General features: G+C 56.0%; 23 protein-coding genes and 1 tRNA gene. 12 read left to right on the forward strand and 12 right to left on the reverse strand.

The features are described from left to right. The first annotated feature begins 10 nt into the window (after window positions 1-10). The 8 genes from AC2FFE_RS06795 to AC2FFE_RS06830 all read left to right on the forward strand — a co-directional run bounded on the left by AC2FFE_RS06795 (window position 11) and on the right by AC2FFE_RS06830 (window position 7,750). On the forward strand, window positions 11-1,150 hold the full coding sequence (locus AC2FFE_RS06795) for an OmpP1/FadL family transporter (protein WP_496817690.1): 1,140 nt from the start codon (window positions 11-13) through the stop codon (window positions 1,148-1,150). A gap of 104 nt (window positions 1,151-1,254) precedes the next feature. Next, window positions 1,255-2,151 (forward strand): DMT family transporter, encoded by an 897-nt coding sequence (locus AC2FFE_RS06800; RefSeq protein ID WP_496817689.1) that lies wholly within the window; start codon window positions 1,255-1,257, stop codon window positions 2,149-2,151. A 50-nt stretch (window positions 2,152-2,201) separates the two neighbouring features. After that, entirely contained in the window at window positions 2,202-3,074 is an 873-nt protein-coding gene (locus AC2FFE_RS06805) for an ATPase (RefSeq protein WP_496817737.1), read from the forward strand. A gap of 36 nt (window positions 3,075-3,110) precedes the next feature. After that, a complete protein-coding gene (metA, locus tag AC2FFE_RS06810; RefSeq protein WP_496817688.1) occupies window positions 3,111-4,028 on the forward strand; it encodes a homoserine O-acetyltransferase MetA in 918 nt (305 codons plus the stop codon). After that, complete coding sequence (locus tag AC2FFE_RS06815) at window positions 4,018-4,971, forward strand: alpha/beta fold hydrolase (protein ID WP_496817687.1); 954 nt, start codon at window positions 4,018-4,020, stop codon at window positions 4,969-4,971. The genes metA and AC2FFE_RS06815 overlap by 11 nt, the downstream gene beginning before the upstream one ends. Window positions 4,972-5,020: 49 nt before the next feature. Further along, a complete protein-coding gene (gene ppk2 / locus AC2FFE_RS06820) occupies window positions 5,021-5,890 on the forward strand; it encodes a polyphosphate kinase 2 (protein ID WP_496817686.1) in 870 nt (289 codons plus the stop codon). Between the two features lie 115 nt (window positions 5,891-6,005). Then, window positions 6,006-7,022 (forward strand): sterol desaturase family protein, encoded by a 1,017-nt coding sequence (locus AC2FFE_RS06825; protein ID WP_496817685.1) that lies wholly within the window; start codon window positions 6,006-6,008, stop codon window positions 7,020-7,022. A gap of 113 nt (window positions 7,023-7,135) precedes the next feature. Then, window positions 7,136-7,750, forward strand: a complete 615-nt coding sequence (locus AC2FFE_RS06830) for a TetR/AcrR family transcriptional regulator (RefSeq protein WP_496817684.1) — start codon at window positions 7,136-7,138, stop codon at window positions 7,748-7,750. 5 nt (window positions 7,751-7,755) lie between these two features. On the opposite strand, the gene AC2FFE_RS06835 is transcribed toward AC2FFE_RS06830, so the two are convergent. The 12 genes from AC2FFE_RS06835 to pyrH form a co-directional block, all read right to left on the reverse strand. Continuing rightward, complete coding sequence (locus tag AC2FFE_RS06835) at window positions 7,756-8,814, reverse strand: adenylate/guanylate cyclase domain-containing protein (protein ID WP_496817683.1); 1,059 nt, start codon at window positions 8,812-8,814, stop codon at window positions 7,756-7,758. Next, window positions 8,811-9,179, reverse strand: a complete 369-nt coding sequence (locus tag AC2FFE_RS06840) for a group I truncated hemoglobin (RefSeq protein ID WP_480542917.1) — start codon at window positions 9,177-9,179, stop codon at window positions 8,811-8,813. The genes AC2FFE_RS06835 and AC2FFE_RS06840 overlap by 4 nt, the downstream gene beginning before the upstream one ends. 140 nt (window positions 9,180-9,319) lie before the next feature. Next, window positions 9,320-10,183, reverse strand: a complete 864-nt coding sequence (locus AC2FFE_RS06845) for an urea carboxylase-associated family protein (RefSeq protein ID WP_496846247.1) — start codon at window positions 10,181-10,183, stop codon at window positions 9,320-9,322. A 147-nt stretch (window positions 10,184-10,330) separates the two neighbouring features. Further along, window positions 10,331-10,420, reverse strand: a tRNA-Ser gene (locus AC2FFE_RS06850). Window positions 10,421-10,510: 90 nt separating this feature from the next. Next, window positions 10,511-12,931, reverse strand: coding sequence for a DUF3772 domain-containing protein (locus AC2FFE_RS06855; protein ID WP_496846248.1), 2,421 nt, complete (start codon window positions 12,929-12,931; stop codon window positions 10,511-10,513). After that, window positions 12,931-13,965 (reverse strand): cysteine synthase A, encoded by a 1,035-nt coding sequence (locus AC2FFE_RS06860; protein WP_496846249.1) that lies wholly within the window; start codon window positions 13,963-13,965, stop codon window positions 12,931-12,933. The genes AC2FFE_RS06855 and AC2FFE_RS06860 overlap by 1 nt, the downstream gene beginning before the upstream one ends. 68 nt (window positions 13,966-14,033) lie before the next feature. After that, complete coding sequence (locus AC2FFE_RS06865; RefSeq protein ID WP_496846250.1) at window positions 14,034-15,149, reverse strand: NUDIX domain-containing protein; 1,116 nt, start codon at window positions 15,147-15,149, stop codon at window positions 14,034-14,036. A gap of 28 nt (window positions 15,150-15,177) precedes the next feature. Continuing rightward, the gene (locus AC2FFE_RS06870; RefSeq protein WP_496817678.1) at window positions 15,178-15,618 is read right to left on the reverse strand and encodes a TrgA family protein; all 441 of its coding nucleotides are present in this window, start codon (window positions 15,616-15,618) and stop codon (window positions 15,178-15,180) included. 15 nt (window positions 15,619-15,633) lie between these two features. Then, window positions 15,634-16,842, reverse strand: coding sequence for a class I SAM-dependent methyltransferase (locus AC2FFE_RS06875; protein WP_496846251.1), 1,209 nt, complete (start codon window positions 16,840-16,842; stop codon window positions 15,634-15,636). A gap of 61 nt (window positions 16,843-16,903) precedes the next feature. Then, complete coding sequence (locus AC2FFE_RS06880; protein WP_496846252.1) at window positions 16,904-18,337, reverse strand: cryptochrome/photolyase family protein; 1,434 nt, start codon at window positions 18,335-18,337, stop codon at window positions 16,904-16,906. A 48-nt stretch (window positions 18,338-18,385) separates the two neighbouring features. Next, on the reverse strand, window positions 18,386-19,612 hold the full coding sequence (locus AC2FFE_RS06885; protein WP_496846253.1) for an aminotransferase class V-fold PLP-dependent enzyme: 1,227 nt from the start codon (window positions 19,610-19,612) through the stop codon (window positions 18,386-18,388). 42 nt (window positions 19,613-19,654) lie between these two features. Then, window positions 19,655-20,398 (reverse strand): UMP kinase, encoded by a 744-nt coding sequence (gene pyrH, locus AC2FFE_RS06890; protein ID WP_496817673.1) that lies wholly within the window; start codon window positions 20,396-20,398, stop codon window positions 19,655-19,657. A gap of 97 nt (window positions 20,399-20,495) precedes the next feature. On the opposite strand from pyrH, the gene miaA reads away from it, so the two are divergent. The 4 genes from miaA to AC2FFE_RS06910 all read left to right on the forward strand — a co-directional run bounded on the left by miaA (window position 20,496) and on the right by AC2FFE_RS06910 (window position 26,077). Then, window positions 20,496-21,389 carry a tRNA (adenosine(37)-N6)-dimethylallyltransferase MiaA gene (gene miaA, locus AC2FFE_RS06895; protein ID WP_496846254.1) on the forward strand — a complete coding sequence of 298 codons (894 nt, stop codon included), beginning with the start codon at window positions 20,496-20,498 and terminating at the stop codon, window positions 21,387-21,389. Between the two features lie 369 nt (window positions 21,390-21,758). Beyond that, window positions 21,759-23,429, forward strand: a complete 1,671-nt coding sequence (locus AC2FFE_RS06900) for an ABC transporter substrate-binding protein (RefSeq protein WP_496817671.1) — start codon at window positions 21,759-21,761, stop codon at window positions 23,427-23,429. Window positions 23,430-23,553: 124 nt separating this feature from the next. After that, on the forward strand, window positions 23,554-24,600 hold the full coding sequence (locus AC2FFE_RS06905) for an ABC transporter permease (RefSeq protein WP_480826937.1): 1,047 nt from the start codon (window positions 23,554-23,556) through the stop codon (window positions 24,598-24,600). Window positions 24,601-24,613: 13 nt separating this feature from the next. Continuing rightward, window positions 24,614-26,077, forward strand: coding sequence for an ABC transporter permease (locus AC2FFE_RS06910; protein ID WP_496846255.1), 1,464 nt, complete (start codon window positions 24,614-24,616; stop codon window positions 26,075-26,077). Window positions 26,078-26,152 lie beyond the last annotated feature (75 nt).

Below are 26,152 nucleotides of genomic sequence, written 5' to 3' on the forward strand. Positions count from 1 at the left end.
GAGGACAGCAATGAAAAAGGCACTACTCGCCACATGCGCGCTGTGCGTAGGGGCATCGGCAGGATATGCAGGCGGTCTGGACCGCAGCGGCCAAGGCATCAATCTTATCTTTGAAGAAGGCTCGGCGGTTCAGTTCCGTCTAGGGTATACGAACCCCAGTGTCACAGGAACTATGCCGGCTATCGCCGGGCCGAACATAGGTCAACCCGTCGATTCCGGTGAAGTCGCGAACGACTTTTTTACACCGCATCTGGGATACAAGACCTCCCTTACGGAAAAACTGGATTTCGCGATCATGTATGATCAGCCATTTGGTGCTGATATCCAGTACGCAGCTGCTTACCCGCTTTCGATCAACCCGGCTAACCCGACAGATCCCCGCGTCTTGCAGGCAACTGCTGACACGGATGCGATTACTGCTTTGCTGCGTTACAAATTCGACGGAGGCTTCAGCGCAATTGGTGGTGTTCGGGCACAGCGGGTGACAGCATCGATTACCGTGCCGCTTGCCGCCGGCTACAACGTGGAAACCGATGCAGACATCGCGTTCGGATACGTTGTTGGTGTGGCTTGGGAAAAGCCCGAGATCGCTGCACGAGTTTCGCTTACCTATAACTCAAAGATTTCACACGATCTTTCTCAGACAGAATCCAGTGCATTGACTGGAGGATTGCCCGTAAACTCTTCGAGTGAAGTTGAAACTCCGCAGTCGATTAATCTGGACTTTCAAACGGGCGTAGCACCAAAGACGCTTCTGTTTGGCTCAATCCGCTGGGTTGACTGGCCACAGCTTGTGTACAACCCACCAAACTACCCACCGACTTCGAACCTTGTTGACTACGATGAGGCCACTTTTACATACTCGCTTGGGCTGGGCTATCAATTCACGAACGAGTTTTCCGGTGCTGTGACGCTGGGCTACGAGTCATCCCAAGGTACTCCTGTATCGAACCTCGGCCCGACCGACGGATTCTGGAGCGTTGGTCTGGGTGGAACTTATTCCTTAGAGAACGCAAAAATTTCCGGTGGTGTTCGTTACACCGACATCGGCGACGCAATAGCTGATGGCGCTGGCCCGAATGCGCGAGGAACGTTCACCGGTAACAGCGCATGGAGCGTAGGCTTCCAGATCACTTACGCGCTGAATTGATCAGGCAGCAAACGAACCTTATTGGACCCCGCCCACCCGGCGGGGTCTTTCTTTTTCGCAAGAACCGGGTCGCGGCGACTGTCATTGAATGACAAGTTAAGGCCATGGAACCTCAAAAACATCTCTCACCCCGAGCTTGGGCCGAACTGCTGTTGCTCGGTCTGATCTGGGGCGCGTCCTTTGTGGCGATCCGCATCGCTCTGGACACTATCCCGGTTATGACTTCGGTTCTGCACCGGACCTTCTGGGCCATGGCCGCGCTATGGTTGATTGTCTGGATCAAAGGCATTGAGATCCCCAAAAGTCCAAAGGTTTGGCTCGCGTTCCTGATCATGGGCCTTTTGAACAACGCCATCCCGTTTTCACTGATGGCCTGGGGGCAGCTTTACATCGACACCGGCCTGACTGCGATATTGAACGCCGCAACCGCAGTCTTCGGCGTATTGGTCGCCGCGCTGTTCTTCAAAGACGAACGGCTTACACCCAACCGGCTGATCGGCGTGGTATTGGGGTTTCTTGGCGTCTCAATTGCCATCGGATTAAAGAGTTTCACCGGTTTCAATCTGCAAAGCCTTGCCCAACTCGCCGTACTGGCGGGCACGGTCTCGTACGCATTCGCCAGCGCGTGGGGCCGTAAACACCTGTCGGGTCTGTCTCCTATCCTCGCGGCTGCTGGAATGCTGACAGGGGCAACCTTGCTGACCCTTCCAATCAGTATCATTCATGACGGGCTGCCCATACTTGCCCTTCCGGCAGTGACATGGGCTGCCATCGGATACTATGCGATCATCGCAACGGCGGCGGCTTATTTGCTCTATTACCGCGTACTTGCCATGGCAGGCAGTGGAAATCTGATGTTGGTAACCCTTGTAATCCCTCCGGTCGCCATCGTTCTCGGCTCGCTTTTGCGGGACGAAGCACTTGGCGCAAACGCCTTTATCGGCTTTGCGATCCTCGCACTGGGCCTGCTGATCTTGAACCGCCCCGGCAAGCGTGATTGACGCGCCCCCTCGCCCGTTCTAGCAAAGGCGAAACAAAGGGACAGCGGATCATGATCTACGGCTCGGCAAAAGACTGGCGCACAGCTGCGCGCAAGAAAGTGCTGTTTTTCGGCATGTCGGGCTTGGGCAAAACCTATGTGTCCAACATCCTGCGCGATTCAGGTGATTGGTTTCACTATTCGATCGATTACCGGATCGGTACGCGTTATATGGGCGAATACATCACCGACAACGCCAAAGCCGAAGCGATGAAAGTGCCCTTTCTGCGCGACCTGCTTCTATCGGATTCCATCTATATCGGCTCGAATATCTCGTTCGAGAATTTGACCCCCGTGGCCGCCTATCTGGGCAAGCCCGGTGACCCGGCCAAGGGCGGGCTTGAGATGCCCGAATACCGTCGCCGTCAGGAGCAATTCCGGCTGGCTGAGATCCACGCCTTGCTGGATACCGAATACTTTATTGATCGCGCTCAGCGTTTGTATAGCTACCCGCACTTCATCTGTGACACCGGCGGGTCGATTTGCGAATGGGTCGATCCGGATGACCCTTCGGATCAGGTAATGAGCGAGCTGTCCAAGCAGACGCTGATGATCTGGCTCAAGGGCGATGAAGAACACACGGCCAAGCTGATACGCCGCTTCGACAAAGCCCCTAAGCCAATGTCTTATCAGCCCGAGTTTCTGGCGCGCAGCTGGTCCGATTATCTGGATCAGCAAGGCTGTTCCGAGGGTGAGGTCGATCCCGATGCCTTCATCCGCTGGACCTATGCCCAGGCGCTGGCCCACCGTCAGCCCAGATACGAGGCGATGGCCAAAAACTGGGGCATCACCGTCACCGCGGCCGAAATCGAACGCGTGCGCGATACATCTGATTTCGATGAGTTGATCGAAGGTGCCCTTGAGGCAAAGGCCAAGAAGGCCTAACTAGCAGTTTCCATTTACTTACCAAAGCTTGAACCGATGCCAATCAAAATACCCTCAGACCTGCCCGCCTATGATGTCCTGACAAAGGAAGGCGTCATGGTCATGGCCGAGGATCAAGCGATGCGACAAGACATCCGCCCCCTGCGCATCGGGCTGCTGAATCTGATGCCCAAGAAAATCCAAACAGAAAATCAGTTTGCACGTCTGATCGGGGCGACACCGCTACAGATCGATCTGTCGCTGATCCGTATGACGGAACACCGCACCAAGAACACGGCTGCCGCGCATATGGCGGAATTCTACCGGCCGTTTCAGGAGGTGAAGGACCAGAAGTTCGACGGCCTGATCATTACGGGTGCCCCGATTGAGCATCTGGAGTTCCCTGACGTCACCTATTGGGACGAAATCAGCGAAGTGTTCGAATGGACGCAAACCAACGTGCATTCCACCTTCGGCGTCTGCTGGGGTGGAATGGCGATGATCAACCATTTCCACGGTGTCAAGAAACACATGCTGGACGCCAAGGCCTTTGGCTGTTTTCGGCACCAGAATTTAAATCCTGCCTCGCCATTTCTGCGTGGGTTTTCAGATGATTGCGTTATTCCTGTCAGCCGTTGGACTGAAATGAAGCAGGCCGAGATCAATGCCGCACCGGGTCTGAACACCCTGTTGGGCAGCGATGCTGTTGGCCCTTGTCTGGTCGAAGATCCGGGGCACCGTGCGCTCTATATCTTTAACCATTTCGAATATGACAGCGATACGCTGAAACAGGAATATGATCGGGACGTGGCCAATAACACGCCAATCAATGTGCCGATCAACTACTACCCGGATGACGATCCTGCACAGACGCCTCAGAACAGGTGGCGCAGCCATGCGCATCTGCTTTATGGCAACTGGATCAACGAAATCTACCAGACAACACCGTTCGATATGGACCAAATTGGCCGCTAAGATACTGATATCATTTGTCATACTCCTGCTGGGCCTCGCCATTTTCACCACTTGGCGCAGCGCTCAGATCGAAGCACGGGCCGAGGCCGCCTTCCCCCCCGAAGGTCGGATACTGGATGTCGATGGGATTGCGGTGCATGCGGTTGTCATGGGCGAAGGGCCGGATGTGGTGTTGATCCATGGCTCCAGCGGCAACACCCGCGATATGACTTTTGCAATGGCTCCGATCCTTGCCCAGAACTATCGTGTGATCGTGTTTGACCGCCCCGGTCTGGGCTATACGGCCAGCTTCAACCCGGATGGGGAAACTATCATCGAACAGGCCGACATCCTGCAAAAGGCCGCCGCGCAGCTTGGGGCAGAGAAACCCATCGTTGCCGGGCAAAGCTATGGTGGATCGGTTTCGCTGGCTTGGGCTGTAACACGGCCCAACGACATCTCGGCCCTTGTTCTGATCGCTCCTGCGGCGATCCCCTGGGAAACGCCATTGGATGGTTTTAATCGCCTTGCCTCAACCCCAACCGGAAATGCCGTCGCCCTGCCGTTGATCACGGCCTTTGTGCCAAACTGGTATGTAGAACAGGCTATGGACCGGGTTTTTGCCCCTCAGGCCGCGCCAGAGGGGTATGCCGCGCATTTCGGGCCAGCACTGACGATGCGCCGCGCGTCGATGCATGCCAATGCCAAGCAACGGGCAAACCTTCTGGACGAAGTGACCGCGCTGCAGCCGCGCTATTCAGAGATTTCTGTTCCGACCGAGATCGTGCATGGAACGGCGGATGACACGGTTGGCCTGGAGTGGCATTCCCACCGTCTGATTGACCAGATACCGGATGCAGAACTGATCGAACTGCCGGGGATCGGCCACATGCCTCAGGTCGTCGCCGCCGATGCGGTCGCCGCGTCCATCAATCGCGCCGCAAAACGTGCGGGTTTGCGTTAAGTGATCAGCTAATCCATAGTAAGTTATGGATTTTATCATGAGGTGAGGCATGGCCCGGTCCGAAAAAGGCTCTATCGAGGCATATTATCACAAGAAAGCCCCCAAGGACGTTCGCGCACTGATCAAGACCGCCGAAAAAGGCGATATCCTAAACCCAACCTACCCTTATGCGCAAAAGATGAAGTCAAAAGACTATGAGGCTCAGATCGATGCGCTACAGATCGAACTGGTCAAAATGCAGTCCTGGGTCAAGGAAACCGGCGAACGGGTCGCGATCATTTTTGAAGGTCGCGATGCGGCAGGCAAAGGCGGCACAATCAAGCGGTTTCGCGAAAATCTGAACCCTCGGGGCGCACGTAACGTGGCATTGTCCAAACCTTCAGATGCTGAGCGCAGCCAATGGTATTTTCAGCGCTACATCCCTCATCTGCCTGCCGCAGGCGAGATCGTTTTTTTTGACCGCAGCTGGTACAATCGCGGGGTGGTTGAGAATGTCTTTGGCTTCTGCACGCAAGAAGAACGGGAACGCTTTTTCCGTCAGGTCATTCCCCTGGAAACCGGTCTGGTTAACGATGGTATTCGACTGTTCAAGTTCTGGCTGAATGTCGGCCGGGCCGAACAGCTTAATCGTTTTCTGGCACGCGAGACCGATCAGTTGAAGCAATGGAAACTCAGCCCGATTGACGTGGCTGGTCTGGACAAGTGGGAGGCGTATTCTGAATCGATCTCCGAGACCCTGACCCGCTCGCATACCGAAAAAAGCCCCTGGACTGTTGTCCGCTCAGACGACAAGAAGCGCGCGCGCATCGCCGCGATCCAAACAGTTCTGCACGCCCTGGACTACGATCAGAAAGACCGCAAAGCCCTGGGCAAAGTGGACCAAAAGATATGCGGCGGGGCCGAGATATGGGAAAACTAAGCATCTGAGCAATATCCAACCAAAATGACAGAAACTGGCCTCAATTCGGCCACGTCATTGCCGCCGACACAGCTCATAATTCACAAAAAAACCAGTATCCAGGCAGGAGCTGATCATGGTTGATGAGATTTACGCGGCCTTCCGTCATCCTTTCGAATTGTTCTTTGACCCAACGCAACGCCTATCGTTTCTGCATATGGCAACTGCCCTGGCCTTTGCGATCTTCGTTTTCTATCGATCCCGCAAAAGCCTGAAAGGCTTGATTAAATGGTTGCTGCCTTGGGATATCCTGACGCATAAATCCGCCAAGGCTGATTATGTGATGTTCTTTGTGAACAAATCCATCATCGCGGCCATCTATGCTTCGGTCCTGATTCAGGTCTCGGTCTGGTATGCCCTGGTCGAAAAAATCATGGGACCTGCTGGCCCAGGCCCGTCCGAGCCATCCTGGACCGTATCCGCCGTCTATACGCTCGTCGCTGTGCTGGCCGTGGATGGGGCGCTCTGGTTTGGGCACTATATCTTCCATAAGGTTCCATTCTTGTGGGAATTCCACAAGGTGCATCACTCTGCCGAAGTGATGACACCGCTAACTGCGACGCGCATGCACCCGCTAGAAGAGATCATCTCTACCTCCATGAGTGGTTTTGCCGTTGGCGTCGTCGTCGCGCTGTTGGATCAGTATTTCGGCACCGGGGCGCGCGCCTTTACGCTGTTTGGTCTGAACATCGTGATCTTTCTGTTCTTCGTGGTCGCGTTCAACCTTCGGCACAGCCATGTCTGGCTTCAATATCCCAACTGGATTCAACATGTCTTTGTCAGCCCCGCCCAGCATCAGATCCACCACTCAAAAGCGCGCAAGCACTGGGACAAGAATATGGGCTTCATCTTTGCCTTTTGGGATTGGGGCGCCGGGACGCTGTATTCGCCTAAAACCAATGAAAATGTCGAATACGGTTTGGGAAATGGTGAAGACGGGACCTGGAACAATGCGATCACGCTGTATTTCCGCCCCTTCAAGAACGCGTATGAGCTGTTCAAAAAAGACCCGCGCGGTGCTTTGACACGCAAACCAGCCAAATCAAAGGCGAAACAAGCGGTTACGCCAGACAACTCGGCCGAAACCAACTAAGGTTGCCGGACCACTTAGGTGATATCCCGCGCGTCAAGCGTTGGACGAACTCTTGCGGATACTCTATCTCTTTAGTTTCAATAACCTATTGAACAAAGAACTCTGAGGCCGGGATGACGAAACGCGGGTACCACCACGGAAACCTGAAGCAAGCCTTGATCGAGGCCGCGTTGTCCCTGATCGAGGAGAAGGGGCCAACGGGCTTTACCCTGTCCGAGGCCGCCAAAACCGCCGGTGTCACCCCTGCTGCCGTCTATCGCCACTATCACGGGCGCGAAGACCTGATTGCCGAGGCGGCAAAACAGGGATTCGAGATGTTCGCGGACCTTATGCAATATGCCTATGATCAGGGGCAGCCTTCGGCTTTGGCCGCGTTCGAGGCCACAGGCCGCGCCTATCTGGCTTTTGCCCGAAAACATCCGGGCCACTATATTGCGATGTTCGAAAGCGGTGTCTCAGTGAACCGCACGCCCGAGCTGTCACTGGCAGCGAACCGCGCCAAATCCGTGTTGGAAAAGGCAGCCGCTGACCTGTCGCAGCATATTCCGCCGGAAAAACGCCCTCCTGCCTCGATGTTCAGTGCACATATCTGGGCCATGAGCCACGGCGTGGTCGAGCTTTATGCCCGCAACACGGGTGCGACATCACCCTTCCCACCTGAGGATCTGCTGGAAAGCGGCATCGGCATCTATCTGCGAGGTTTGGGTCTGGTCCCACAGGACGATTGATTGGTTCAGATGCGACCACTGCCCTGAGGAACACTTAGCCCTGACGTGACATTGATCAAGTCCATGTCACCCATTCCCTTGATCGCAACGCGCCCGATATCCGACACTTGGAACTCGTCAATCAACGCGTATTTCATCTCTTCCGGAGCAACAATATGCATCGGGTTTGCAAAGACCTGTAGACGCGCAGCTGTGTTCACCGCAGGCCCGAACACATCATAAACATATTTCTGAATACCCACGACCGACCCGACAGCCGCGCCCATGCCTAGACCAATCCGAGCCTGCCATTTATGCGGGTGGCTTTCGTTTCGACGCTCAAGATATCGCAGAAAGCGCACTGCACAATGAGCTACATAGGTTGCGTGATCAGGCGTAGCATCCGGCATACCGGAAACAGCCAGATAAGCATCGCCAATCGTCTTGATCCGCTCGCAACCGAACTGTTCGACGATCCGATCAAAGGCCGTGAAGATATCGTTTAATTCGCTGAGTGTGACTGTTGGATCGGTTTTGGCGGCGAAATCAGTGAAGCCGACAAAATCCAGCATCACCACTGAGACCTCTTTGTACAACTGAGGCGTCACAACGCCAAAGGTTTTGAACTCTTCATAGACCGCGCGCGGCATGACGTTCAGCAGCAGACGCTCGACCCTCTCTTTTTCCCGCTCCAGCTCACGGGTATTGCGCTCTACCATGGTCGAGTAGCTATCGATCATGCTTTCAAGCTCACGAATGCGTGTGATGTTCTGGCATTCAACAATCAGCAGTTGGTCTGACAGTTCATTGGTCAACGAAACGGTAACCGCAAAGACCAGCGTCCGGCGCTTAGGTTTGATCTGTAACTCAACAGAGTAGCGTAGTCCGGACTGTTTCACGTCATCCAGTTCACGCAGATCAAGGTCGGGGATAAGGTCCAAGAGCGTCTGTTTCTTTTCAGGAGTGCCGAACCATTCCGAGAAAGGACCGTTGTGAAAGACGAACTTCAGGTCCGACGCCCGAACGATCGCCACGCCAACCCCGATCGCGCGCAGTAGTTGTTCATTGATGGCATGAATGCTCATGCAGCGTGCCGAACCACTATGATCGAACGTTTGTTTTCAATCGCTCCAAGGGCAGTTTGGATATCCTGAGCTGATACACCATGCATTTCCAAAGCTTCACCAAACAGCGCAGCCATTTCGTCAAAATCCGCATGCGTAATATTGAGATGGCTGTGAACCGCCTTGATCCTGTCATCGCTGAATGAAGCCGGGCCACCGATCAAAGAGGATACAAACTTGGTCTGATGATCAATCAATCGAGGCATATCGATATCTTCGAAATAGTCACCGATCTGGTCGGACTCTAACGCCATTTCATAAAATGACATCACCACCCGGCTGATTGTTTTGAAACCACCGTATTTCTCATAAAGCGTCTGTGCCACACGAATACCCGGGTGCTACCTTTGAATAACACCATGAGACTACATCAAATTTACGGTTTTGTTAACGTTTAACGAGTCAAAGCGCCTGCAACCTGTGTATCTGCTAAAAAACGTGACATCGAATTGTGAGTCATCGCTTACTAGGTTCCGTGTGTTTGATCATACGCGGACACAGCCGGTTGCACATGTGCTGATCGCGCTTCATCGCCCGGATCGTAGACCTCGATCAACAAGGGATAGCATGCTGCGGTATCCGATGAATGCTCGGACGAACAATCCCCGCCCGGACAGGCTGACAAACCAACGGTCAGGTCTATTTCGGCATAAAACTCTAGATAATCGCCAGGGCGCACCGGACTGGCCTTCATGAAATACTGCCCGGTCTCCTGTGTGAAGCCGGTGCACATGAAAACATTCAGCACGTCATGCACAAGCGGCTCGGCCTCGTGCAAGGGTATATCACGATGCTGGGCCAGTGCGCGTGTCAGGTTCGAATGGCAGCAATAATGGTAGTCCTGACCAGACAGCAGCCGACCAGTATACGGATCGCACCGCGTGCCGATCACGTCATGGACCGAGCCACCGAAGGCATCAAACCCGTACCAATCCAGCGTATCGTCAACTATAGTGGCCATCGGGCGCAGGAAAGGAAAGCTGGACCACATCCGGTCACCCGTCGACAAATGCGTGCCATGCAACGCGCGGGTTTTGCCGGAATAGAACCGCTCCGACAGGTCATGCGTGTTCCACAGGTTCAAATCCCCGACCTGCGACCCTTCGACCGAGGCGATGCGAAAGAAGGCACCGGCGGGCACGTCGATACAGGCAGCATCGCGCGGCGCAGCCGTCACTTCTGCCGATTTACGTGCTGTTTTTCGCAACGTTTCCAACCCACTCAGATTGGGTTGCGCCAGGCTGTCAGGAGGGTAGCAAATGACGGGCTGAATGGCCTGACGCGCCGCGGCATCAATAGGTGCTGCGTGTTTGGGGTTGTCAGATTTCATAGGCTACCTCCGGACCAAGTACCGATTGTTCCTTAGATAGTTAGCTTAGTTTCTTATCAACAACCATGCCAGCAATGAGCTGCTGCAAGAAACACAAGTCCAAACCCACATATCGGCTAAGCGAAGTGTCCTGTCAGTAAGGGGTGATGGCGGAGAGACAGGGATTCGAACCCTGGAGACGGTTTCCCGCCTACACACTTTCCAGGCGTGCGCCTTCGACCACTCGGCCACCTCTCCGTGAGCGGGATAATTGAACCATCGCCGGGGGATTTGCAAGGGGCGAATAGCGCGAAAACTCAACCTTTCGCGGTCGACTTGGAAATCGGGCTACAGCTCATCCCCGTCACCGTCAGACAGGTCCGCCTGGGTCAAATCGGCAGGTTTCGAAGGTGCCTGTCTTGGTTCCACTTCGGGCTTGGCGGCAGGCGATTGCGCCTGCAGCGCCTCGGGATTTCTCAGCCAGAGGTCACGCTGAGCGAACGGAATCTCGATACCCGCTTCGTTGAAGCGTCGGTTGATTTCGTGATTCATGTCGGACTTTACCGACAGCACCCAGTTCACATCCCGAAGGATCGCCCGGATTTCAAAATCCAGCGAATCCGCGCCGAACCCCTGGAACACCACGCTGGGCGCTGGGTTCGCCAGAACCATGGGATGTGCATTGGCAATCTCACCCAGGATCGTTTCAACCTGCTGTGTATCGGTGCCATAGGCGACGCCCACGGGCACGATCACGCGCCCGATGGTATTGCCACGGGTATAGTTGGTGACCACGCCGGAAATCAAATCCGAGTTGGGGACGATCACATCTGTGCGGTCAAAAGTCTCAATCCGCGTCGACCGCACCGAGATATCGCGTACATAGCCCATCATTCCGTTTACATCGATCCAGTCGCCTTTGGATATCGGTCGCTCAACCAACAGGATGATGCCCGAAACGAAGTTCGATACGATCGTCTGCAAGCCGAAACCAATGCCCACAGACAAGGCACCGGCTACAATCGCAAGAGAAGACAGATCAAAGCCAGCAACCATGATCGCCGCCAAAGCCGCCAGGAAAATTCCCACATAGCCGGACCCGGCCACAATTGCATTTTGCCCACCCGGGTCGATACTGGTTTTGGGTAGCAAAGAGTTTCGCAGCCCGCTTTGCAACAGACGCGTCAGCCCGTACCCAATCAGAAACACCGCGACAAAGGTCAGGAAGTTACTGGGCGAAATTGTTATCCCGCCAATGTTAAATCCTTCCAAGAGCCGCGACCAGGCTTCCAACAAATCTGTCTCACGCGCGCCCCAGTAAATCGCCAAAATCGGCAACGCCAGTATCGACAGGGCAAACCCGACCAAAACTGCGAACAAAGAATCCCGTGCAGCATCACCCTGCCCTGTAATCCAGCCATAAACCTGGCTGATAAAACGTTGGATGATGACCAGCGCAGCGATCAGAATAAGTGTCTTAACAGCGGGGAAGACAATGGCCTCGGCCGCGTTGATATAGCCAAAAATCGCCAGGAAAGGCGTTGTGATACCCAGCAAGAAAACTGCGCGGCGCAAAAACTCGATCACTTGGGTGAAACCGGCGCTGCGTACCGTGGTCGCTTGATCGGAACCTTCAGACCGTATGTCATTGATTCGAATTTGCCGAAGACGCAGCAGCAAAAGCGCAGTGACTACGATGATCGGAAAACTGACGACAGCACGGGTTGCATCAGAGATGTTTTCAATCTGCTCGAATAGCAACGCCAGCTCGTGCAGGATCAGCATGATCGCAAGAAGATCGATATATATGCGCAGTTCGGTGATTCTGGCGGGGGAAATGCGTTTGAACTCATTCGCCGCGCTCATCACGTAGATCTGGCGGCCAATCCAGTCATAAAACAGAATGATCGCAGCCCAGTAGGGAATCTCATCCAACAGCAAAGTGCCACGCAGACCGAGAACATCTGTCATGTCGATTGCTGTCACGGCGGCAACAACCCCGATCCAGGGCAAAACGATCCGCAGCAGAGAAATCACAAAGGTCCACGCACCCGCGCCGCGACCGCCGAGATTGCGCAGATAGTCACCGCCTTTTTCTGACCAGTATTTGCCAAAAATCAGCAAAACAGCCGACAGTATCAGCAATACGAAAATGCCTAAACCACGATTGGTAACCTGTTCGCGAACAACATCTGTCCGCATATTCTCGACCGTTTCATTGATGAGGCTGCGGAAAGCGTCTTTCACATCCGCCCAAGCCGGCCCCCAATAGACGGGATTGATCGGTGACGGCCCTTTTTCAAGCAGTTGTTTTTTCTGACGCTCTCGAAGGATCTGATCGATTTCGCTGATCAACCCGTTGGCACGGCTGAATGCTTCTTCGGATATGATCCGCGGAACCCTTAAGCTATTGAGCTGGTTTTCAAGATGTTCGCGCAACGCGGCGATGTCTTCAGGTTCCGAGGTATCGCCTTCGGGCTTGGGCCCCAGGGCCTTTAGCTGGCTTTCAAGGGTCTGTATCCGCTCTGTGTTGGCGCCACGTGCCGTGTTAAAATCCTCACGATACCCATTGATCTCGGAACGCAGATTTTCCATTGCGGCGTTCGATGCACGGTTTGCATCAATCACCGCCTCGGCCCGGTCCGCTGTCTTGATCCAGCCCTGATAATACTCACTCTGCCTGTCGGTCAGTTGCGCGCTGGCTGCGCCAACCAACCCGAACAGGCCGAACATCATCAGAACCAGAAACAGGCGGACCTGTTGCAGCATCAGATATCCTCGAACACACCGGGGATTTTGCGGGGCACTTCCGTCATCCAATCAGGCACCGGCAGCTCTTTCTCCCGCAGGAATTCCGGGTTGAACAGTTTCGATTGATAGCGCGTGCCGTAGTCACAAAGGATGGTTACGATGGTATGGCCGGGGCCCAGATCCTTGGCCAGACGCACGGCTCCCGCCATGTTGATCGCGGTTGATCCGCCCATAACCAGACCTTCTTCGCGCAGCAAATTGAAGATATAGGGCAGCGCTTCGTTATCGGACATTTGATATGAGAAATCGGGCGTGAACCCTTCGAGGTTCTTGGTAATGCGCACCTGCCCGATCCCTTCAGCAATTGAACTGCCTTCGGTCGCGATCTCACCAGTGGTGTAGTAGGAATACAGCCCCGCGCCCATTGGATCGACCAGACCAATTTTCACGCCTTTGGGCTGCAGCGCCTCGGCCACACCCGCCAGAGTGCCGCCCGATCCGACCGCGCAGACAAAACCGTCCACCTTGCCGTCGGTCTGTTCCCAAATCTCAGGCCCGGTGGTTTCCACATGCGCCTGACGGTTGGCGACGTTGTCGAACTGATTGGCCCAGATCGCGCCATTGGGTTCGGTCTTGGCCAGCTCCTCGGCCAGACGGCGCGAGTAGTGGACAAAGTTGTTGGGATTGCGATACGGCGCGGCGGGCACTTGTACCAGTTGCGCACCGGCAAGGCGTAGCATGTCCTTCTTTTCTTCCGATTGGGTTTCCGGGATCACGATCACGGTTTTGAACCCCATGGACGCACCGACCAGCGCAAGACCAATCCCGGTATTGCCCGCGGTACCTTCAACAATCGTGCCACCAGGCTTTAGCTCACCTCGGGCAACCGCATCGCGAATGATGTAAAGCGCCGCGCGGTCTTTGACGGACTGACCTGGGTTCATGAATTCGGCCTTGCCGAGGATCTCGCATCCGGTCTCTTCACTGATGCGTTTCAGCCGGATCAGCGGTGTTTTCCCGACTGCGTCGGCAAGGTCTCGTGCAATGCGCATGGCGCCCTCATGTCATTTGGTATCAGGCAAGATTTACAGCCGCGCTGCCGCAACCACAAGCGCGATAGTCACTCGCGCAGCCGGTCCCGGTGGCGGGCCAGCCAATGGGCTAAGGAAAGAAGCGGCAAATCCTTGAAGGCGTGGCTGTCTACAAGGTCGATGAATTCGAAATAAGGCACAATCCGTGTACGGATATCTTCACCTTCGCTGGCCAAACCGCCTGTATCCGTGGTTTGTGTCAGCTCTCCTAGTCCGACATAGAGATACAGGTACTCGGTCGACGATCCGCTGGATGAATAGGACCCGCCGGCAAATTCAAGCGTATCAAAGGTGACCCCGGCCTCCTCCGATGCTTCGCGATGCGCGGCTTGTTCCGGGGTTTCACCCGGATCGATCATGCCCGCGACAGGTTCCCACATCCAGGGTTCTGGGTCTTCGATCAGGAAAATCGGTGTCCGAAACTGTTCGACCAGCAGAACGACATCGCGCACAGGGTCATACGGCAAAACGACCACAGCACTGCCCTGCAACAGGCTGTTGTGGTTCAGAACCGGCCCCATCGAACCGTCATGCTGGCGATGTTGAAGCTGGATTTCCTCCATCCCGAAATAGTCGACATAGGCGCGGCGGTGGCTGTGGACGATCACGTCCTGTGTGATGTCACGCGGATCACCAGTGCGCCGCTGCCGGGCGAACAGCTTGGCCCAGGCACGGGTCTGGATGGCGGGCATGCTGCGGGTCATCTGCCTTGCGTCGACCCTGCCGAAATAGGCCATCTCCTCTTCGGCGGCGAGGGCCGTGACGGGCCCCAGTTTTTCGGCCCATGCATCCAATGACCACAGACCTGCGGGAACCCAGGCGCCGGGGGCTGGAAAAAACACCTGAGCCTCAGTCTGAGCGCCATCTGACAAATCAATGCTCAGCGTTTGCAGATCATAGTCGAAACCGCCTTCGTAGAACGCAAGCCGCGCCAGATCGACCTCGCTTAGGCCGCGCACCAGCAAACCATTGGCCTGTGCGCCGGGCACGGGTTGGATCATCGGGAAGTCCTGCCCCTGAACCGCGTGAACCGCGTGATCTGCAAGGGCCGCCGGTGTGATGCTCAAATCCTCTGCGGATCGGCCCAGGACACGCTCCAGCAGCGGGACATAGCGAAGAGTGCCGTAAAAGAACAAATCTGACACGGAGAAGCTTTCTACTTGGAGTGAAGGGTCAACGCCAGCGACGACTGGCGAATTCGGTTGCAAGCCCTGCCACGACGGATCCAACAACCAATGTGATCAGGATTTCAGGGACCAATAGAAGCTTTCCATAATCCACTCCGATCACAAAGATCGCCTTCACAGCCTCGAACGGGCCATCATAGCGGTTGCGCATGGCCAGGCGGAACATCTCGTAACAGCCCTGCACGAACAGCGCCCAAAACACCAGCGAGGCCACTCCGGTCAGACCATTGTTGATCCCTGCCGTCCATCCACGCCCGGCGCGTTTACCCATGATCTTCCAGCCACAGGCAACGGCCAGCGCGATGTTCACAAGGGTGAAATAGCCATAGTCTTTGCCCTCGTCCCCATTCTCGATGATCATGGTCGACACCAGAAAGGCCACCACCACCAGACAAAGGGCGGCAACAAGACGTGCGGCTGTGGGCATTGCGTATTCCGTTCCTTAACTTGGCTTTGCTATGGTGATCTGTGTCACATCGCAATTGCCCGTGTCAAAGGCGGCACCGCATGCGGTCAAATAATAATTCCACATGCGGCGGAAACGCTCATCAAACCCCATGTCCGAGATCTGATCCCATTTGGCGTTGAAGGTTTCGTACCAGCGGCGCAAAGTCAGGTCATAACTCTTGCCGAACTCTTTTGAACGCACCAGGTTCAGCCCCGCCAGATCGATTTGCTGACGCAAAACTGTCGGCGATGGCAACATACCGCCCGGAAAGATATATTTCTGAATAAAATCAACGCCATTTTTATAGTAATCCCAGCGATGATCGCCAACAGTTATGATCTGCAGCGTCGCCTGCGCCCCCGGTTTCAACCGCTCGCGCACCGTATCGAAATAGACGGGCCAGTATTTCTGCCCAACGGCCTCGAACATCTCGATCGAGGCGATGCCGTCATATTGCCCGGTTTCGTCTCGGTAATCCTGCAACTTCAGATCAACCATATCGGAAAGCCCAGCGTTTTCCATGCGTTGCTGCGCAAACTTCAACTGTTCTTGGCTAATGGTCAGGCCCGTGACCCTAAGGCCACGCTCTTTCGCGGCGTATTCGGCAAAGCCGCCCCACCCGCAGCCAATCTCAAGCACATGATCACCGGGTTTCACGCCCATTTCGTCAATCAGGCTGGCGTATTTGGCGGTCTGCGCCTTTTCCAAACTCTCTTGCCCGGTTTCGAACAAGGCGCTGGAATAGGTCATCGTATCATCAAGCCACAGCCCATAGAATTCATTCCCCAGATCGTAGTGATACGAGATGTTCTTCTTGGCCTGAGCCCGGTTGTTCCGGTGCAACCAGAACCGCAGACGTTCATAAGCCTGAACAAGGAACTTCCCGGTAAACCCATCATAGACCGTTTCCGAGCCCAGATGCACCAGATCCATGAAAGATCGCAGGTCCGGCGTGCTCCAATGCCCTTCCAGATAGGCGTCCGAAAATCCAAGCTCACCTTCGCGGATCAACCGAGCAAACACATCCGGGTCATGAATTTCGACAGCGGCAATAGGGCCAGGTTTTGCACCTTCGGTCCGAAACACACGCCCATCAGGCAGTGTGATGTCCAATCGCCCAGACTCCATCTTGCCGAGCATTTTGAAGACTTGGGCAAAATATCTGGGCAGGTTTTTCTGCCCCTCGGTCGATGTCAGGGTCATCCGCTCTCCCCTCTGCGGTGTTTGATGCAGGCTAGGACGGGTTTTTGTTTCTTGCAAGTTTTCAGTTCCTTACTGGTTTTTTTCGGCTGTCATACGCAGACAGTGCGCGGGCGCGGCCTTCGGCCATTTCAACAACAGGCGGCGGATAGGATTGTCCGGCATTCCGCCCCCAGCTTCGGGGGATCGCTTCGAAATATGACAGGGCCGTGGGCGTTGGGTTCGAACGGTCTTCGGCGATCCAGCGATCCAGATATTTGCCTTGTGGATCAAACTTTTCCTGCTGGGTCAGCGGATTAAAGATACGGAAGAACGGCGCGGCATCGGGACCCGATCCGGCCACCCATTGCCACCCCATCGCATTGCAGGCCGGGTCCCAATCGATCAGGCAATCCTCGAACCAGCGCATGCCAATCTTCCAATGGGTCATCAAATGCTTGGTCAGATAGCTTGCGACAATCATCCGGGCGCGGTTGTGCATTCGGCCTGTCACATACATCTCTCGCAGGCCCGCATCGACCACCGGAATACCGGTTTTTGCCTGCTTCCACGCTGTCACTTCAGGACGATCCGCGTCCCTGTTCCACGGAAATGCATCCCATTCAGGCCGCCAGTTTCCGCTGAGCAGATGCGGCGTGTGATACATCAGGTGATAGGCGAACTCGCGCCACACCAGTTGTCTCAAAAAGCTACCAGTACCCGAAACCCCCAGCATTGCCGCGCGCTGCACCCTGTGCCATGCGCTCCGTGGCCCGATCTCACCCAGCGACAGATATTCTGACAGGTTTGAGGTCGCGTCGATATCCAGCCGATCCCGGTCATCAGAGTAGCGCGCGACACGGTCAAGAAACCCGTCCAAATGATCGAACGCGGCGCTTTCCCCGGGCTGGACATAGGGGCGCACGATCTGCGCACCCCGGTTCATGGGCCTCGCCAAGTTCCAGTCAGTCAGGGTGTCGCTCTGGGGCCAGTGCGACGGTGCGGTCAGGCGCGTGACGGCCGCATCAGGCTCTGGCACGTCTCTCCCCTGCACCGCGCGCCACATCGGCGTGAACACCCGAAATGGCTGCCCGGTTTTGGTGGCAACGGTCCAGGGTTCGAACAAGAGATGACCTGAGAAGGATTTGGCCTGAACGCCATCCTCGATGAGCTTCGCCTTTATATTAGTATCACGTGCAATCGAGTCGGTGTCGTAGGCGCGTGACCAGTAAATCTCGGACGCGCCTGTCTCGGCGATCACCGCGCGCAACTGCGCCAACACATCGCCGCGCCGAAGGATCAGACGGCTGCCAATCTGTTCTAAGCTTTGGGAAAAGGCATCCAACCCCAGACCCAAACGCCATTTAGGGGCGGCCCCCAGCGCCTCGGCCAAAGGATCAAGGATGTATACCGGCACCACTGGGCGACCTGTTTGCGCAGCAGCGGACAGCGCCGGATGATCGGACAGGCGCAAATCCCTGCGAAACCAGACGATGATCGGAGAGTGCTGTGACGACATAGCCAGCCTGTTGTTTTCTTCGCACTACGAAACAGGGCTGAAAGTGGATCACAAAACGCGGTCAAGCGCCTCCAGCAATTGATCAATTTCCTGTTGCGTGGTGTAGTGCGTGAAGCTGACCCTTAGAACACCCGCGGCGGGATCAATACCCATCGCCTGTAACGCGCGCACCGCGTAAAAGTCGCTTCCACCTGCCATCACACCATGTTTTGCCAGTTCTGCGGCAACAGGTTCAGCTTGGCGTCCTAACGCCAGTGCAACCGTTGGTGCGCGGCGCGTTGCATCCGAGGGGCCGATCAGACGCACGGTGTTGCGGGTTTTCACGGCATCCAAAACCGGTTGCAGCAAAGCCTCTTCATGGGCGCGCATCAGGTCATGGGCAAAGGCGCCCTGCTCTGCCGCGCCTTGCTTTGGGCCACCGTGATGCAGACAAAGCTGTTCGATGTAATCGGCCATCCCGGCGCTCGCTGCAATCTGCGCGTGGTCTGGCCCGGCCGGCGTGAACCGTTTGTACAAGACATCGCCGTTGAAATAGTGTGCCTGATTGGGCAACAACTCACCCAGCCCGCGCCGGATGACCATACATCCCTGATGCGGGCCATAGGTTTTATAGGCGGAAAACAAGTAAATATCCGGCCCCAGATCGCCGACATTCGGCAGACCATGCGGTGCATAAGACACACCATCCACGCAGACAAAAGCGCCTGCGGCATGGGCGATTGCGGTGATTTCCGTCACCGGATTGATCTCACCCACCACGTTGGAACAATGCGGAAAACAGACAAGGCGCACCTTCTCATCCAGCAGGTTTTCAAGGTCCTGCGGATCCAGCGCGCCGGTGTCAGGATCAATTTGCCATTCCCGCACCTCGACGCCTGCGTCTGCAAGCCGCCGCCAGGGGCCGGAATTTGCTTCGTGGTCCTGATTGGTGACGACAATCGCCTCACCCGGTTTCAGCCATTGCCGGAAGGCTTGCGCCAGAACATAGGTGTTTTGCGTGGTTGACGGTCCAAAGCTCAACTCATCTGTCTCAACCCCCAGAATGGCGGCGAGCCGGGCGCGTGCCTCGTCCATCTCGGCGCCCGCAAGCTGGCTGGCTGCAAATGGTGCATAGGGCTGCACCTTGCGCTGGGTGTAGAACCGCGTCAGCCGGTCGATGACCGGCTTACAGGTGTAGGAGCCGCCCGCGTTTTCAAAGAAAGCCTTGCCCTGCAAACTGGGCTCAGAGAAGGCCGGGAATTGCGCCCGCACGAAATCAATATCTAACGGTGCCATGATCGGTCCCTCCCCTATGTGCTTTCGGCTGGTTGCGCGGTGTTAGCCCTGAACCTTGGTATAGGTCCCCTCACCGGCCAGAATGCCCCGGAACCCACCGGGCTCATCCAGGCCAAACACGATCAACGGCAGGTTATTGTCCCGCGCCAGCGCGATGGCCGAGGCATCCATGACCCGCAGGCGTTTGGCCAGCACATCATCATAGCTGACCGTGTCATAGCGCACGGCATCCGCGTGTTCCTTGGGGTCTTTGTCATAAACACCATCGACCCCGTTCTTACCCATGAAGATCGCCTGACAGGCCATCTCATTGGCCCGAAGTGTCGCGGCGGTATCGGTGGTGAAATATGGGTTGCCCGTCCCGGCGGCGAAGATGCAAACCCGCTTCTTTTCCAGATGTCGCACGGCGCGACGACGAATATAAGGTTCACAGACCTCATCCATGCGAATGGCCGAGATCACACGGGTGAACACCCCGATCTCCTCCAAAGCCGATTGCATCCCCAGCGCGTTCATCACGGTGGCCAGCATACCCATGTAGTCGGCTGTGGTCCGCTCCATCCCTTGGGCCGAGCCGCTGAGGCCGCGAAAAATGTTGCCTCCGCCGATCACCATGCAAATCTCAACGCCCAGATCATGGACTGACTTTACCTCTTGCGCGATGCGCTGAACGGTTGGCGGGTGCAGACCGAATCCCTGATCCCCCATCAGCGCCTCGCCAGAGATCTTCAGCATAACGCGGTTATACTTGGGTTTCGCGATGTCGGTGGATGAGGTCAGGCTCATATTGCGCTCCGGGCTGGCACGGGTTTATTTTCCGGCGCAAAATGAAGCAAAACCTCCGCAGGTTCAATGCGGTTGGTCAGGAATAAGACACACCGATATGGCTCAGCACAACCCGGCACAGGTTTGGGGTGATTTACCCCCGATCGAAGACGGCAAACCCGTCCTGATCGCAGGTCCGACTGCATCGGGTAAATCCGAGCTCGCCTTGCGGATCGCAGAGACCTTCGGGGGGGTTATCGTCAATGCGGATGCCAGCCAGGTCTATGACTGCTGGCAGGTCATCTCGGCCAGACCATCGGCACAGGACGAAGCGCGCGCGCCGCACAAGCTGTATGGTCACATCGCCTATGATCAGAGTTATTCCACCGGTCATTGGCTGCGTGAGGTCGTACCGCTGCTGACGGGCACTGAGCGCCCGATCATTGTTGGCGGAACCGGGCTTTACTTTACAGCCCTGACCGAAGGCATGGCCGAAATCCCGGCCACTCCGCCCGAGGTTCGACAAGAGGCGGATCAACTACCCCTGTCAGACCTGATCACTGGCTTAGATACCGTCACTTTGGCCGGGCTCGACATCAACAACCGCGCACGCGTCCAACGCGCGTGGGAGGTTCAGCGTGCCACCGGGCGCAGCTTGAACGCCTGGCAGGCAGACACCCCGCCGCCGGTCTTGCAGATCGAGGATTGTACCCCTCTGGTCTTTGACGTCGACAAAGCGTGGCTGCTGAACCGGATCGTCCGCCGGTTTGATCAGATGCTGGAACACGGTGCTTTGGACGAAGTGGCAGCCATGCGCGAGCGCTATGATCCCGCGCTGCCTGCTTTCAAGGCCATCGGCGTGCCCGAGCTGATGTCGTTTTTGGACCACCAGATGACCCTGGATCAGGCGCGCGAGCGCGCCACCATCTCGACCAGGCAATTCGCAAAACGACAGCGCACCTGGTTTCGGGCCCGGATGAAGAACTGGAATCGCCTATATATCTCAAAGTGATATCAACCAATCCTAGGGTGGCTGTTCATTTGATCAGAATCGGTGCCAATCTTCGAAGCGCTCTGGCCCGAGCGTCAGCAAATATCGGCTTTGGCAGCAGCCAGAACACGCTCGAATCCGATTATTAACAAGACAACCACTTCTGCCTGTTACCGAAAACAGCCCTTTACGAAGGGCAAAGGATGTCGTTTTTTTACCTTGGATGACGAATTCGAACATTGACGCTACTTTCATTCTGGTGCCGAATACACCCATGGGGAGACACAGAATCCGAATAAAGAGACCCATAGATTTACCAAACGGCGCGAAATGCGCCGCGTAATCTGATTCATCACATCCAAAAAAACTGTAACTCAGGGAGAAGAGTTAATGGCAAATCAATCAACTACCGGAGCAAATGTTCACTGGGCGGCCGAGATGCACGCTCAGGAATGCCGCGACGGTAAACTCAGCCGCCGCGAGTTCATGGCGCGTGCCACCGCGCTGGGTGTTGCCGTACCCACAGCCTATGGCATGATCGGCCTGCAAACACCTGCGGCGGCACAGGAGCCACAACGCGGCGGCACTATCCGTTATCAGATGGAAGTACGCGCCCTGAAGGATCCGCGTACATACGACTGGACTCAGATCGCCACCTTCACAGCAGGCTGGCTGGAATATCTGGTCGAATACAACAATGATGGCTCCTTCAAACCCATGCTTCTGGAAAGCTGGGAAGCCAATGACGACGCAACCGAATACACTCTGAATGTCCGCAAAGGCGTCAAGTGGAACAACGGGGATGACTTCACCGCCGAAGACGTGGCGCGCAACATCACCGCCTGGTGTGATGCAACGGTCGAAGGCAACTCGATGGCCGCACGGATGGCCTCGCTGGCAAATGCGGAAACGCAAAAGGCAGCCGATGGCGCAATCACCGTTGTCGACAGCCACACAGTTAAGCTGAAGTGCAACGCACCCGACATCACAATCATTCCGGGCATGGCTGACTATCCAGCCGCCATCGTGCACAGCAGCTTTGACGCCAATGACATGCTGAGCAACCCGGTCGGAACCGGATTTATGCTGCCTGAAAGCCACGAAGTGGGCGTGAAGGGCGTTCTGGTCCGCAACGAAGGCCATGACTGGTGGGGTTATGAAGCCGGCAAAGGCGGCTACATCGACCGCATCGAATTCATCGACTACGGCACCGACCCGGCCGCCTTCCTGGCCGCGTATGAGGCCGAAGAGATCGACATGAACTGGGAATCGGTCGGGGAATTCGTTGATATCTTCGACGGTATCGGCCTGGTTCGTTCGGAAATCCCGTCGGGCTTTACCATTGTCATCCGTCCCAACCAGTTGGCCGAAGACGGAAATGGCAACAAGATCTATGGTGATAAGCGGGTCCGTCAGGCGCTTGCGATGGCCGTGGACAACGAGGTTTGCCTGGAACTGGGTATGTCCGGATACGGTATCCCAGCCGACAACTGCCATGTGGGCCCGATGCACCCCGAGCATGACTCGGCCGTGACCCGTATTCCTTACGATCCGGCAGGTGCCAAGGCGCTGATGGACGAAGCGGGCATGGGTGATTTCGAGCACGAGGTTCAATCCATCGACGACGACTGGCGCCGGAACACCACCGCTGCTGTTGTCGCTCAGCTGAACGATGCGGGCATCAAGGCCAAGCACACCGTTCTGCCGGGATCGACCTTCTGGAACGACTGGACCAAATATGCGTTCTCGTCGACCAACTGGAACCACCGCCCGTTGGGTACACAGGTTCTGGCGCTGGCCTACAAATCAGGTGTTGCCTGGAATGAATCGGGCTTTGCGAATGAGGAGTTCGATACGCTGCTGGCCGAGGCAAACTCGATCGCGGATGTCGACAGACGTCGCGAGGTGATGGCCAAACTGCAGGCGATCATGATCGACGAAGGCGTGACCATTCAGCCTTACTGGCGGACGGCGATGCGCCACCACCGCGACAACATGGTGGGCGTTGAAAAGCACATCGCGGACCTGCCTCAGATCTACAAGTTCGGCCTCTTGTCCTGAGCCAACACTAAACACAAGGCCGCGCCACATTGGCGCGGCCTTTTCGTCCTGACTGCGGCGACCATAAAAACAGCTACGCGTGAAGCCAAACGGCAATCACGCCAGCCTACCAACAGGGGCTAACATGGGACTATTTATCCTAAGACGCGTGGGCATCATGCTTTTAACTGCATTGTGCCTGACGTTCTTGGTCTTCTTTCTGACGAACCTCTATCCAAATCTCGAAAAGCTCGCGAAAACGCAGGGCAATTTCCGCATGTCGGATGAACAGGTTGAGAGCTTTCTGGAAAAAGGCGGTTATCTGCAATCCACGCCGATCAAATACGGTGAATGGTTGGGGGTTTTGCCTTCGTACCGGCATACGAATGAGGATGGCACTGTTCAGGGCCGATGCATTCTGCCCGGGAAAACCGCCGAAGAGTCGCCTAATTTCTGCGGTATCCTGCAAGGATATTGGGGATATTCGACGGTCTTCAAAGATGAGGTTTCAGCCGTTGTGGGTAGCCGCCTGGCTCTGACGGGTCGGTTGATGTTCTGGGTGATGCTGCTGATGGTCCCGTCCGCGCTGATCCTGGGTATCCTGGCGGGGATGAAGGAAGGATCGGCCACGGACCGGACACTTTCTACCTTTGCCATCACCACCACAGCGACACCGGAATATGTGTCGGGCGTGATCTTCATCGCCATCTTCACCTCATCCGCTGTTGGATTGAAATGGTTCAAGGGCACGGCCACGCAAGCGATGGAAAACCCGACCTTTGAGAACTTCTTCCTGCCGGTGCTGACCATTGCGCTTTACGGTATGGGCTATATCGCCCGCATGACCCGCGCCTCGATGACCGAGGTGATGACGGCGCAATACATCCGCACCGCGCGCCTGAAGGGTGTTTCGTTCCCGAACATCGTCATGAAACACGCGCTGCGCAACGCGCTGATCGCACCCTTCACCGTTATCATGCTGCAGTTCCCATGGCTGCTGAATGGTGTCGTGATCGTCGAGACCCTGTTCAACTACAAAGGCTTTGGCTGGGCGCTCGTTCAAGCGGCAGGCAACAATGACATCCAGCTGTTGCTGGCAATCTCGGTCGTGTCGGTCTTTGTGGTGCTGATAACGCAGCTGATCTCGGATATCGGCTATGTCTACCTCAACCCACGCATCCGCATTTCATAAGGAGGGATAGGATATGGAACCACTAACCTGGACCGGCTCTATCGCCTTCCTGAACCCGCTATTGGCCCTAGCTTTGGGGCTGATGATCTTGTCAATCGTGGTCTGGATGCTGGCCAGCATCGTGCTGCCAGAGGATCAGATGACCGTGAACCCCGATGGTACGCTGACCTCAAGTTCGGGCTTGAGAAACCTGATCGGCGCGTCGTTGCGCTATAGCTTCCTCGCCAGTGTCGGGATCGCAGTTGCCTATATCGTGCTCGGCATAGTGATGGGCACGGGCGCAGGCATCATCGGCGCCATGTCTCAGCAATTTCTACCTGTCTGGCTTTCGCTGATCCTGCTTTACGCCATGTCGATCGCCTTCAAACGCAAGCTGGGTCTTTATGGCAAGCTGTTCGACAGCCCCATTGGCATGATTGGCTTTGGCTTGGTCATGTTCTGGGTCTTTACCGGGATATTCGGGGCCGTCGACATGATCGTCACCCATGATCCGCTGGCACAGTTATCGGGTATGAAGAACAAGGTGCCGGGTACTCCGCTCTCCAGCGTCGAGGATGGCCAATACGCCTGGTACCTGCTGGGCGGCGACAATCTGGCGCGCGACGTCTTTAGCCGGATGGTCAAAGGTGCCTGGATCGTGGTGCAGATTGCGCCGCTGGCAACGATGTTTGCCTTCATGGTTGGTATCACCCTGGGCCTGCCTGCGGGGTATTACGGCGGTCGGCTGGATACTCTGCTGTCGTTCTTGGCGAACTTGATCCTAGCCTTCCCGGTGATCCTGCTGTTCTACCTGCTGGTCACGCCCGAGATCGTGGCAACAGGTGTTCCGAACTATATGGCAGCCGTCCTGTTCATCTTCCCGATCATCTTCCTGGGTGTTCTGCTGAATTCGCGCTACTACACGCGTCCGAATTTCCGCACACCTCTTCTGATCGGTGTTTTGGGTGTGGCCTTGTGGTTGTATCTGTCGCTGATTTCGACCGGCGGTCATATCATCAATACGGATAGCTATCGCATCTGGGGTCTGCCCACCTATCTGGACCTGTTCGATATTCCGGGCGGCATTCTGGTGGTGTTCGTGTCAGTGGTCTTTGTGAACTCTCCGACCGTATTCCGGATCGTTCGGGGCCTGGCGCTGGATATCAAGACCCGTGACTATGTGGCGGCGGCGCAAACCCGTGGCGAGGGTCCTTGGTACATCATGCTGTGGGAAATCCTGCCCAACGCGCGTGGTCCGCTGATCGTCGATTTCTGTCTGCGGATCGGGTACACCACCATCCTTCTTGGAACCTTGGGTTTCTTCGGGCTGGGTCTGCCACCGGAAAGCCCGGATTGGGGCTCGACGATCAATGAGGGGCGCAAGCTTTTGTCGATCTATCTGCACCCTGCCCTTCCGCCTGCGCTGGCGCTGTTGTCGCTGGTTCTGGGTCTGAACCTGTTGGCGGACGGCCTGCGCGAAGAAAGTCTGAAGGACTGATGTGACTGTGGCCGGGGGGCCAGCCCCCCGGACCCCCCGGGATATTTATAGCCAGATGAAGGGGATCCCCCGGAC

The organism is Ruegeria sp. YTSA168 (assembly GCF_059610045.1).

Coding starts and splice junctions, on each gene's coding strand:
- AC2FFE_RS06795 (WP_496817690.1), top strand. CDS start 11: ATGAAAAAGGCACTACTCGCCACATGCGCGCTGTGCGTAGGGGCATCG.
- AC2FFE_RS06800 (WP_496817689.1), top strand. CDS start 1,255: ATGGAACCTCAAAAACATCTCTCACCCCGAGCTTGGGCCGAACTGCTG.
- AC2FFE_RS06805 (WP_496817737.1), top strand. CDS start 2,202: ATGATCTACGGCTCGGCAAAAGACTGGCGCACAGCTGCGCGCAAGAAA.
- metA (WP_496817688.1), top strand. CDS start 3,111: ATGCCAATCAAAATACCCTCAGACCTGCCCGCCTATGATGTCCTGACA.
- ppk2 (WP_496817686.1), top strand. CDS start 5,021: ATGGCCCGGTCCGAAAAAGGCTCTATCGAGGCATATTATCACAAGAAA.
- AC2FFE_RS06825 (WP_496817685.1), top strand. CDS start 6,006: ATGGTTGATGAGATTTACGCGGCCTTCCGTCATCCTTTCGAATTGTTC.
- AC2FFE_RS06830 (WP_496817684.1), top strand. CDS start 7,136: ATGACGAAACGCGGGTACCACCACGGAAACCTGAAGCAAGCCTTGATC.
- AC2FFE_RS06835 (WP_496817683.1), bottom strand. CDS start 8,814: ATGAGCATTCATGCCATCAATGAACAACTACTGCGCGCGATCGGGGTT.
- AC2FFE_RS06845 (WP_496846247.1), bottom strand. CDS start 10,183: ATGAAATCTGACAACCCCAAACACGCAGCACCTATTGATGCCGCGGCG.
- AC2FFE_RS06855 (WP_496846248.1), bottom strand. CDS start 12,931: ATGCTGCAACAGGTCCGCCTGTTTCTGGTTCTGATGATGTTCGGCCTG.
- AC2FFE_RS06860 (WP_496846249.1), bottom strand. CDS start 13,965: ATGCGCATTGCACGAGACCTTGCCGACGCAGTCGGGAAAACACCGCTG.
- AC2FFE_RS06870 (WP_496817678.1), bottom strand. CDS start 15,618: ATGCCCACAGCCGCACGTCTTGTTGCCGCCCTTTGTCTGGTGGTGGTG.
- AC2FFE_RS06875 (WP_496846251.1), bottom strand. CDS start 16,842: ATGACCCTGACATCGACCGAGGGGCAGAAAAACCTGCCCAGATATTTT.
- AC2FFE_RS06880 (WP_496846252.1), bottom strand. CDS start 18,337: ATGTCGTCACAGCACTCTCCGATCATCGTCTGGTTTCGCAGGGATTTG.
- AC2FFE_RS06885 (WP_496846253.1), bottom strand. CDS start 19,612: ATGGCACCGTTAGATATTGATTTCGTGCGGGCGCAATTCCCGGCCTTC.
- pyrH (WP_496817673.1), bottom strand. CDS start 20,398: ATGAGCCTGACCTCATCCACCGACATCGCGAAACCCAAGTATAACCGC.
- miaA (WP_496846254.1), top strand. CDS start 20,496: ATGGCTCAGCACAACCCGGCACAGGTTTGGGGTGATTTACCCCCGATC.
- AC2FFE_RS06900 (WP_496817671.1), top strand. CDS start 21,759: ATGGCAAATCAATCAACTACCGGAGCAAATGTTCACTGGGCGGCCGAG.
- AC2FFE_RS06905 (WP_480826937.1), top strand. CDS start 23,554: ATGGGACTATTTATCCTAAGACGCGTGGGCATCATGCTTTTAACTGCA.
- AC2FFE_RS06910 (WP_496846255.1), top strand. CDS start 24,614: ATGGAACCACTAACCTGGACCGGCTCTATCGCCTTCCTGAACCCGCTA.